Source organism: Streptomyces sp. NPDC059037 (assembly GCF_042740015.1).
Lineage (GTDB): Bacteria > Actinomycetota > Actinomycetes > Streptomycetales > Streptomycetaceae > Streptomyces.
Genome location: NZ_JBHYIG010000361.1, coordinates 1 through 8,817 on the forward strand (window position 1 = coordinate 1; position 8,817 = coordinate 8,817).

Here is an 8,817-nt window from a genome sequence, read left to right on the forward strand (position 1 = left end):
TTTTAAACCCCAACCACCCAAACCCCGATCCTTCCTGGTCGCGGGGGCTCGTATATGTTTATAAGCGACAGGACCAACACGCCGACGAGGCGGACCGCTTCCACACCGTCGGCGTGATGGACCCGCTGACCTGCGAGCCGCTCGCACCCTCCAACGGCCCTTCCTGGACCTCGGTGTTCGGCGACGAGATCGTCCGTATCGGGGCCGAGCGGGATGACGTCGTGGCGATCACGGCGGCGATGCTCGGACCGGTCGGCCTTACGAAGTTCGCCGAGGCCTATCCGGACCGGGTGTGGGATGTGGGGATCGCCGAGCAGCATGCCGCGGTGTCGGCTGCCGGGCTCGCGACCGAGGGACTGCACCCCGTCGTGGCGCTCTACGCCACCTTCCTCAACCGGGCCTTCGACCAGCTTCTGATGGATGTGGCGCTGCACGAGTGCGGGGTCACTTTCGTCCTCGACCGGGCCGGGGTCACAGGCGTCGACGGTGCGTCGCACAACGGCATGTGGGACATGTCGATCCTGCAGGTCGTGCCGGGGCTGCGGATCGCGGCGCCACGCGATGCCGACCAACTGCGGGCGCAGCTGCGGGAAGCGGTCAATGTCGACGACGCGCCCACGCTCCTTCGCTTCCCCAAGGAGTCCGTGGGGCCCGCGATTCCCGCCGTCGACCGGATCGGCGGCATGGACGTGCTGGCCCAGGACCCGGGCGCGGAGGTCCTGTTGGTGGCGGTCGGGGTGATGGCGCCCGTCTGTCTGCAGGCCGCCGAGCTGCTGCGCGAGCGGGGTCTGGCCTGCACCGTGGTCGACCCTCGCTGGGTCAAGCCGGTCGATGCCGAGCTGCCGGGGCTCGCCGCACGGCACCGGGTCGTGGGGGTCGTCGAGGACAACAGCCGGGCCGCGGGGGTCGGATCCGCGGTGGCGCTGGCGCTTGACGAGGCCGAAGTCGACGTACCCGTACGGCGGTTCGGCATTCCCGACCAGTTCCTCGCGCACGCCAAGCGGGGCGAGGTGCTCGCGGACCTCGGCCTGACGCCGGTCGAGATCGCGGGGCGGATCAGCGCGACGGTGGCCCGCCGCGAGAAGGAGGGCGCGGCCGCCGAGGAGCGGCAGAGCGCGCTCGCCGAGGAGAAGGCGGGCGCAGTCAAGGAGGCGCGGGCATGACCAAGGAGAAGCGGGCATGACCAAGGAGTTCGACCTCGGCAGACTCCTCGCCGAGCGGGGCGCCGAGCGCTACGACCTGCATGCGCGGCACCTGAACCACCAGCTGCCGCGGATGCTGCACACCATCGGCTTCGACAAGGTCTACGAACGGGCCGAGGGCGCGTACTTCTGGGACGCGGACGGCGACGACTACCTCGACATGCTCGCGGGCTTCGGCGTGATGGGGCTCGGCCGGCACCACCCTGTCGTCCGCAAGGCGCTGCACGACGTCCTCGACGCCTCGCTCGCCGATCTGACGCGCTTCGACTGCCAGCCGCTGCCCGGCCTGCTCGCCGAGCAACTCCTCACGCACAGCCCGCACTTGGACCGGGTGTTCTTCGGCAACAGCGGTACGGAGGCCGTCGAGACGGCGCTGAAGTTCGCGCGGTACGCGACCGGGAAGCCGCGGGTGCTCTACTGCACGCACGCCTTCCACGGCCTGACCACAGGCTCGCTCTCGGTCAACGGCGAGAGCGGCTTCCGGGACGGCTTCGCGCCGCTGCTGCCCGACACGGCGATCCCGCTCGGCGATCTGGACGCCCTGGAGAAGGAGCTGAAGCAGGGTGACGTGGCCGGGCTCATCCTGGAGCCCATCCAGGGCAAGGGTGTGCACGAGACGCCGCCCGGATATCTGCGCGCCGCCCAGGAGTTGCTGCACCGGCACAAGGCGCTGCTCATCGCCGACGAGGTGCAGACCGGCCTCGGCAGGACCGGCGACTTCTACGCGTACCAGCACGAGGAGGGGGTCGAGCCGGACCTGGTGTGCGTCGCGAAGGCGCTCTCGGGCGGCTATGTGCCGGTCGGCGCGACGCTCGGCAAGGACTGGATCTTCAAGAAGGTCTTCTCGTCCATGGACCGGGTGCTCGTGCACTCGGCGAGCTTCGGCTCCAATGCGCAGGCGATGGCCGCCGGGCTCGCGGTGCTCTCGGTCATGGACGAGGAGAAGGTCGTCGAGAACGCCCGGGTGACGGGGGAGCTGCTCAAGAGCCGGCTCGCCGCGCTCGTCGACCGCTATGAGCTCCTGAGCGAGGTGCGCGGCCGCGGCCTCATGATCGGCATCGAGTTCGGGCGGCCCAAGTCCCTGAAACTGCGCGGGCGTTGGACGATGCTGCAGGCGGCGCGCAAGGGTCTCTTCGCCCAGATGGTGGTCGTGCCGCTGCTGCAGAAGCACCGCATCCTCACCCAGGTCTCCGGCGACCATCTGGAGGTCATCAAGCTGATCCCGCCGCTGATCATCGGGGAGCGCGAGGTGGACCGGTTCGTCGACGCCTTCACCGCGGTGATGGACGAGGCGCACAGCGGCGGCGGGCTGATGTGGGACTTCGGCAGGACGCTGGTGAAGCAGGCGGTCGCGAACCGTTGAGGGACGCCATCGAAGTCTTTGCCTCTGGGGCAAGAAAGTTGCCTCAGAGGTAAGGGTCTGGCTCAATCAAGGTATGAGCCCTGCCGAGCCGGAGCCGGTCGAACCCGAGGCCGCCGAACCGCTGCCCGCCGTCGCGCCGCAACTGCGTGACCTGCGACGACGTGCCGCCCTCACGCTGGAGGCCGCTGCCCGCACCGCCGGGCTCTCGCCCGCCCATCTCTCCCGCCTGGAGACGGGACAGCGCCAGCCGTCGCTGCCGATGCTGCTGGCGCTCGCCCGCACCTACGGTACGACGGTCTCGGAGCTGCTCGGCGAGACCCCCGCGGACCGGGACGCGATCGTCCGCGCCGCCGACATGGAGCCGACCCGGGCGGGCGGCTGGACCTACTGGCAGGCCGGCGCCCCGGCACGCGGCATGCAGGCGCTGCGGGTGCATGTGCCGCACGGCGCGCAGGGCGACATCGTGCGCGTCCATCCCGGCGAGGAGTGGCTGTACGTCCTGAAGGGGCGCCTTCGGCTGCGGCTCGGCGACGCCACGTACACCCTCGAGCCCGGGGACAGCGCCCACTTCGACTCGCTGACCCCGCACCGGATCGCCGCCGCGGACCACCGCGGTGCCGATCTTCTCTTCGTCCACACCCTGCTGCAGAGTCCCGCCACCGCACTGTGCCTCGGCGGGACCGCGCACAGCCCCACCCTGGGAGACCCGCGATGACGGAACCTGAAGCGCAGCAGCCGGACCGGGACCGGGACCAGGAGCAGCCCGCTCGCAAGGCCATGGCCATGGAGGAGAAGTTCCCGCGGGGACTCTGGGTGCGGCTGATCGTCTACGTCGCGGTGGGGCACCTCTTCGCGGCCTTCATCTACCTGCTCTTCTCGCTGGGCGCGCAGAACCAGTAGGGCCCGCCCGGCAGCGGCTCAGTCCAGCAGGTGCGCGCGCAGCCGCTCACGGGTCTCGGGGGTCACGTCGAGGCCCTCGGTGAGGTACGTCTCCGTGTCGCCCCAGGTCTGCTCGATGGTCTCGAAGGCGGCCGCCAGATACTCGGCGCGGGCCTCGAAGAGCGGGCTGAGCAGCGCCATGACCTCGGGGGACATCGCGTCGGGGGAGCTGTTGCTGCGGTGCACCTTGTAGCGGCGGTGGGTGGCGTTCGACTCCAGGTAGTCCGCCTCGATGGCGTCGCGCTCGACGCCGACGGCGAGCAGCGTGACGGCTACCGAGAGGCCCGCGCGGTCCTTGCCCGCGGCGCAGTGCATCAGCGCCGGGACGCTGTCGCCCGCGATGTCGTGCAGCACGCGGCTGTGCTCGGCGGTGCGGTCCTTGATGATCGTGCGGTACGAGGCGGACATGCGGCCCGCGGCCTGCCCGTCGTCGAGCGCGGCGCGCAGCTGGTCCAGATCGCCGTCGCGCACCATCTGCCAGAACTCGGCGCCGTCGGCCGGGTCGGTCAGCGGCAGATTCACATTGCGTACGCCGGGCAGCGCGACGTCCGGGCCTTCGAGCCGCTGGTCGGCCGCGTTGCGGAAGTCGAAGATCGTGTGCAGGCCCAGCGACGCGAGGAAGGCGGAGTCGGCCTCCGTGGCGTGCGCGAGGTGACCGCTGCGGAAGAGCCGGCCCTGCCGGACCCGGCGGCCGTCGACGGTCGGAAGCCCGCCCACATCGCGGAAATTGCGGACACCGGTCAGCTCGGGCTCCGACAGCTCGGTCGGCGGGACTTGCTGCGTCACGGGGGCTCCTCCGTCCGGCCGCCGGCGCTGCTCGCCGGTGGGGTGCGACTTCGACGATACGACATGGGTTCCTGAGGCAATCACTGCCGGTGCACGAGCGTTGCCTCACAGGTGATGCCGCCTCGATGATGTGCGTACACGCGCGTGCCTGTCGGTATCGGGTCGAATCTGTGGGGACTGATGATCGAGGTCGGCGAGAACGGTCGTACGTGGCTGCTTTCCGGGCCCACCAGCAGCTATGCGCTGCGGCTCACGGCCCGCGACGAACTGCTGCATCTGCACTGGGGTCCCCGCATCGCCCTGGCCGACGCCGAGGCCCTCGCGGCGGAGCCGCTGCCTGCGGAGCGGGGCTTCGAGTCGGGGCTCGACGGGTGGGAGGAGTATCCCGTCGAGGGCGGGCGGCGGTTCACGCGTCCCGCGCTCTCCGTGCGGGGCGGCGGGGTGCGCGGCACCGAGTGGCGGTTCTCCGGGGCCGAGACCGGGCAGGACGACGAGGCCGGGCAGGGCGAGCTGCGGCTTCAATTCAACGATTCCGCACACCAGTTGGCCGTCACGCTGGTCTACCGGATGCGCGGCGACATCATCGAGCGCCATGCGGTCCTCCGGCACGAAGGTCCGGCGAGCGCCCCCGAGCTTGAGCTGCTCCGCGCCGACTCCGCCACCTGGACCCTGCCCACGCGCGAGCACTGGCGGCTCTCGCAGCTGCACGGCCGCTGGGCCGCCGAGTCGCAGCTGGTGCGGTCACCGGTCACGTACGGAGAGAAGGTCATCGGCAGCCGGCGCGGCCACACCGGGCATCAGCATCTGCCCTGGGTGGCGCTGGACGCGGAGGGGGCGACCGAGGAGCGCGGGGAGGTCTACAGCTGCGCGCTTGGCTGGTCGGGGTCGTGGCGGATCGCGGTGGCGCAACTGCCGGACGGGGCCGTGCAGATCACCGGCGGCAGCGGGTCCGACGACTCCGGGCAGCTGCTCCTCGCGCCCGGACAGGAGTGCGTGACGCCCGTCTTCGCCGGGCTGTGGAGCGACGGCGGCTTCGGGGGCGCGAGCCGGGCCTGGCACGCCTATCAGCGGGAGCACGTGATCCCGGACGCCGGTGTGACGCGGCCCGTGCTCTACAACTCCTGGGAGGCCACCGGCTTCGACATCGCCGAGGACCAGCAGCGGGCGCTCGCCGAGCGGGCGGCGGCGATGGGCGTGGAGCTGTTCGTGGTGGACGACGCGTGGTTCGGGCAGCGCGTCAGCGACCGTGCCGGGCTCGGCGACTGGACCCCCAATCCGGACCGCTTCCCCGGCGGTCTCAAGCCCCTCGCCGACGAGGTGCACGCCCTGGGCATGAGTTTCGGGATCTGGGTCGAACCGGAGATGGTGAACCCCGACAGCGACCTCTACCGCGCCCACCCCGACTGGGTGCAGCACCACCCCGGACGCGACCGCACCGAGTTCCGCAACCAGCTCGTCCTCAACCTCGCCCGCGAGGACGTCCAGGAGCATCTCCGGGAGCGGCTCGACGCGCTGCTCTCCAGCGCCCCGATCGACTATGTGAAGTGGGACTTCAACCGCTGCTTCAGCGATCCCGGCTGGCCGGGCGAGCGCTATCCGCAGCGGATCTGGCACGACCATGTGCACGCCCTGTACGCACTGGTCGACCGGCTGCGGGCCGCGCATCCCGGCGTGGCCTTCGAGTCCTGCTCGGGCGGCGGCGGCCGGATCGACCTCGGGATCCTCTCCCGTACCGACCAGGTGTGGACCTCCGACAACACCGATCCGCTCGACCGGCTCACCATCCAGCACGGCTTCAGCCAGCTGCATCCCGCGAGGGTCATGGCCGCCTGGGTCACCGACAGCCCGAACACCCAGCTCAACGACCGGGTCAGCAGCCTGCGCTTCCGCTTCGTGAGCGCCATGGCGGGCGTACTAGGCATCGGCGGCGACCTCACGGAGTGGACCGAGAGTGAACTGGCCGAGGCGGGTGAATGGGTGAGCCTCTACAAGGAGATCCGGCCCGTGGTGCAGCTCGGCGACCTCTACCGGCTGCGCCCGCCTGAGGACGCGCTCAGCGCGGTGCAGTACGTCCACGGCGACGAGACCGTCGTCCTCGCGTGGCTGCGAGCGCAGGCCTACGGGGAGCCGTCGCCCCGGGTGCGGCTGCGGGGGCTCGACCCCACGGCGGCTTACGTCTGCCAGGGCACCGGCGTCGTCCACCGGGGCGCGGTGCTGCTGCACCACGGCCTGCGGACGGGGCTGCGCGGTGACCTGGACGCGGCGGTGTTCCGCTTCCGCAGGGTGTGAGCGGCTCGGCGGGTCGCCGCGTATTCCGGCTTGGAACAATCTTGACCGGTGGCCTATCTCACCCCCCGTCAACCCCTCCCTACGGTGGCGTAGGTCACTTGACGAGGTGAAAGATGTGACGACGTGACAGCAGAGTCGACATCCTTCATTCGTGACACATTCACCTCCTACGCAGCGGTCGGCGACAGCTTCACCGAGGGGGTGGGGGACCCGGGGCCCGACGGTGCGTTCGTCGGCTGGGCCGACCGTCTCGCCGTCCTGCTCGACGACCGGGTGCCCGAGCACACCTTCCGGTACGCCAATCTCGCCGTACGAGGCAAACTCCTCGACCAGATCGTGGCGGACCAGGTGCCGAAGGCCAGGGAGTTCGCGCCCGACCTGCTGACCTTCTGCGCCGGCGGCAACGACATCATCCGTCCCGGCACCGACCCGGACGAGGTCGCCGAGCGGTTCGAGCGCGCGGTCGCCGACCTCACGTCGTCGGTCGGCACCGTCATGGTGACCACCGGCTTCGACACCCGCGGCGTCGCCGTGCTCAAGCATCTGCGCGGCAAGATCGCCACGTACAACATGCATGTCCGCGCGATCGCCGACCGCTACGGCTGCCCCGTGCTCGACCTGTGGTCGCTCAAGACCGTCCAGGACCGGCGCGCCTGGGACGGCGACCGGCTGCACCTCTCCGCCGAGGGGCACACGCGCGTGGCGCTGCGCGCGGGACAGGTCCTCGGCCTCGACGTGCCCGCGGACCCCGACCAGCCGTGGCCGCCGCTGCCGCCGCGGAACACCCTCGAAGTGCGGCGCGATGACATCCACTGGGCGCGCGAGTACCTGGTGCCGTGGATCGGGCGGCGCCTGCGGGGCGAGTCGTCCGGGGACCATGTGGAGGCGAAGGGGGCCGTGGACCCGTACACCGTCAGGATGCACATCGAGTCGGCGTCCTGACGCGTCCGCCGGGCGTTGCCTCTCAGATCGCGGTGCGGGCCGGGACCAGGCCCAGTTCGCGGTCGAGGGCCTCGTCCACCCAGGCGCGCATCCTGCCGCGCGGGACCGTGCCCTCGTACGCCGTCTGCTGGACCGCGAGGCCGTCGAGCAGGGCGGTCAGGCGCAGGGCCGCACTCTGCGGGTCGGGGCAGCGGAACTCGCCCGCGGCGACGCCTTCGGCGATGACCTCGGTGAGCGCCGCCTTCCACTGCTGGTCGAGATCGCGGGTGACCGTGCGCAGGGTGGGCTCGCGCAGCGCGGCGGACCAGCCCTCGATCCACAGGCGCCAGCCCTTGGCCTGGCCGGTGGGCGCGTACCAGCGGACGGCCGCGCGCAGCCGGCGCTCCGCCGTGGTGCGGCGGCCCAGGAGGGCGCGCAGATGGGCCAGGTCGCCCTCGGCGGCGTGCGCGAAGGCGGCGGCGACCAGCTTTTCCTTGGTCGAGAAGTGGTAGAGCACCAGGGCGTTGCTCACCCCCAGCGCGGCCGCCACGTCCGCGATGCGCACGGCGGCCACGCCGCGCACCTCGATCTGTTCGACGGTGGCGGACAGCAGCTCCGCACGCCGTTCCGCCACGCTCAACCGCACCCTTGCCACGTCGGGCAGCCTACCCACGGGGAGGGGCGGGCCACCTACGGGGCGTCCCTTCGCGGAGTCGCGTACCACCCGAAGCGGTCCGCGATCTCCGGGAGGCGGTCCGCGACCAGGGCGTGTGCGGCGGCGCGCGGTGTCGTGCCGTCCGCCTCCGCCCGCCCCAGTGTCCGCTCGACCAGTGCCCGCATCGAGCGGCGGATGTGCGCGAACGCCTCGTCCGGGTCGGCGCCGATGTCGCCGAACAGCGTCCACCACCACCAGGCGTTGGTGCCGGAGTTGACGACCACGTCCGGCAGCACGGTGACGCCGCGCGCCGCCAGGAGCTTCTCCGCCTCCGGCAGGACCGGCATGTTGGCCGCCTCCGCGATCCAACGGGCCGTGATCCGCTGCTGGTTCACCTCGTCGATGGCGTACGACACCGCCGCGGGGACGAGGATCTCCGCCTCCGTGGAGAGCCAGGCCTCGCCCGGCAGTTCGCGGTCCCCGGGGCGCAGGGCGGCACGGTCCACGGCGCCGTGGAGGTCCCGGGCGGCGAGCAGTGCCTCGACGTCGAGGCCCGCCGGGTTGGGGCGCGGGGCCCCGACCACCGGCCCCGCCCCCCGCCCCCCCCCCCCCCCGGGGCGGGAGAGCCCGGGGGCGCCCCCCCCCGGGGCCCCCGCCCCCCC

Annotated in this window: 7 protein-coding genes and 2 pseudogenes; 6 read left to right on the plus strand and 3 right to left on the minus strand. The window is 71.8% G+C overall.

The window, feature by feature from the left end; all coding sequences use genetic code 11:
• Positions 1–80: 80 nt before the first annotated feature.
• The 4 genes and pseudogenes from ACFWY6_RS41700 to ACFWY6_RS41715 all read left to right on the plus strand — a co-directional run.
• Positions 81–1,163 (plus strand): annotated as a pseudogene (locus ACFWY6_RS41700) (transketolase C-terminal domain-containing protein); the annotation flags it as partial.
• Between the two features lie 16 nt (positions 1,164–1,179).
• Positions 1,180–2,565 carry an aspartate aminotransferase family protein gene (locus tag ACFWY6_RS41705; protein WP_384701995.1) on the plus strand — a complete coding sequence of 462 codons (1,386 nt, stop codon included), beginning with the start codon at positions 1,180–1,182 and terminating at the stop codon, positions 2,563–2,565.
• Positions 2,566–2,638: 73 nt separating this feature from the next.
• Positions 2,639–3,280 (plus strand): helix-turn-helix domain-containing protein, encoded by a 642-nt coding sequence (locus tag ACFWY6_RS41710; protein WP_384701998.1) that lies wholly within the window; start codon positions 2,639–2,641, stop codon positions 3,278–3,280.
• A 68-nt stretch (positions 3,281–3,348) separates the two neighbouring features.
• Entirely contained in the window at positions 3,349–3,465 is a 117-nt protein-coding gene (locus ACFWY6_RS41715) for a DUF6126 family protein (protein WP_135329603.1), read from the plus strand.
• An 18-nt stretch (positions 3,466–3,483) separates the two neighbouring features.
• Here the strand turns inward: ACFWY6_RS41715 and ACFWY6_RS41720 are convergent, their stop codons facing one another.
• Positions 3,484–4,290 carry a tyrosine-protein phosphatase gene (locus ACFWY6_RS41720; protein ID WP_384702001.1) on the minus strand — a complete coding sequence of 269 codons (807 nt, stop codon included), beginning with the start codon at positions 4,288–4,290 and terminating at the stop codon, positions 3,484–3,486.
• Positions 4,291–4,470: 180 nt separating this feature from the next.
• On the opposite strand from ACFWY6_RS41720, the gene ACFWY6_RS41725 reads away from it, so the two are divergent.
• On the plus strand, positions 4,471–6,579 hold the full coding sequence (locus tag ACFWY6_RS41725; RefSeq protein WP_384702010.1) for an alpha-galactosidase: 2,109 nt from the start codon (positions 4,471–4,473) through the stop codon (positions 6,577–6,579).
• Positions 6,580–6,702: 123 nt separating this feature from the next.
• Complete coding sequence (locus ACFWY6_RS41730; RefSeq protein WP_384702004.1) at positions 6,703–7,521, plus strand: SGNH/GDSL hydrolase family protein; 819 nt, start codon at positions 6,703–6,705, stop codon at positions 7,519–7,521.
• A gap of 22 nt (positions 7,522–7,543) precedes the next feature.
• On the opposite strand, the gene ACFWY6_RS41735 is transcribed toward ACFWY6_RS41730, so the two are convergent.
• Together ACFWY6_RS41735 and ACFWY6_RS41740 are read right to left on the minus strand one after the other, a co-directional pair.
• Positions 7,544–8,155: a TetR/AcrR family transcriptional regulator gene (locus ACFWY6_RS41735; RefSeq protein WP_384702007.1), complete on the minus strand. Its 612-nt coding sequence runs from the start codon at positions 8,153–8,155 to the stop codon at positions 7,544–7,546.
• Positions 8,156–8,190: 35 nt separating this feature from the next.
• Positions 8,191–8,817, minus strand: a pseudogene (locus ACFWY6_RS41740) (glutamate dehydrogenase); the annotation flags it as partial.

Excerpts from the sequence above, each read along its gene's own strand:
- ACFWY6_RS41705 (WP_384701995.1), top strand. The coding sequence starts at position 1,180 with ATGACCAAGGAGTTCGACCTCGGCAGACTCCTCGCCGAGCGGGGCGCC.
- ACFWY6_RS41710 (WP_384701998.1), top strand. The coding sequence starts at position 2,639 with ATGAGCCCTGCCGAGCCGGAGCCGGTCGAACCCGAGGCCGCCGAACCG.
- ACFWY6_RS41715 (WP_135329603.1), top strand. The coding sequence starts at position 3,349 with ATGGAGGAGAAGTTCCCGCGGGGACTCTGGGTGCGGCTGATCGTCTAC.
- ACFWY6_RS41725 (WP_384702010.1), top strand. The coding sequence starts at position 4,471 with ATGATCGAGGTCGGCGAGAACGGTCGTACGTGGCTGCTTTCCGGGCCC.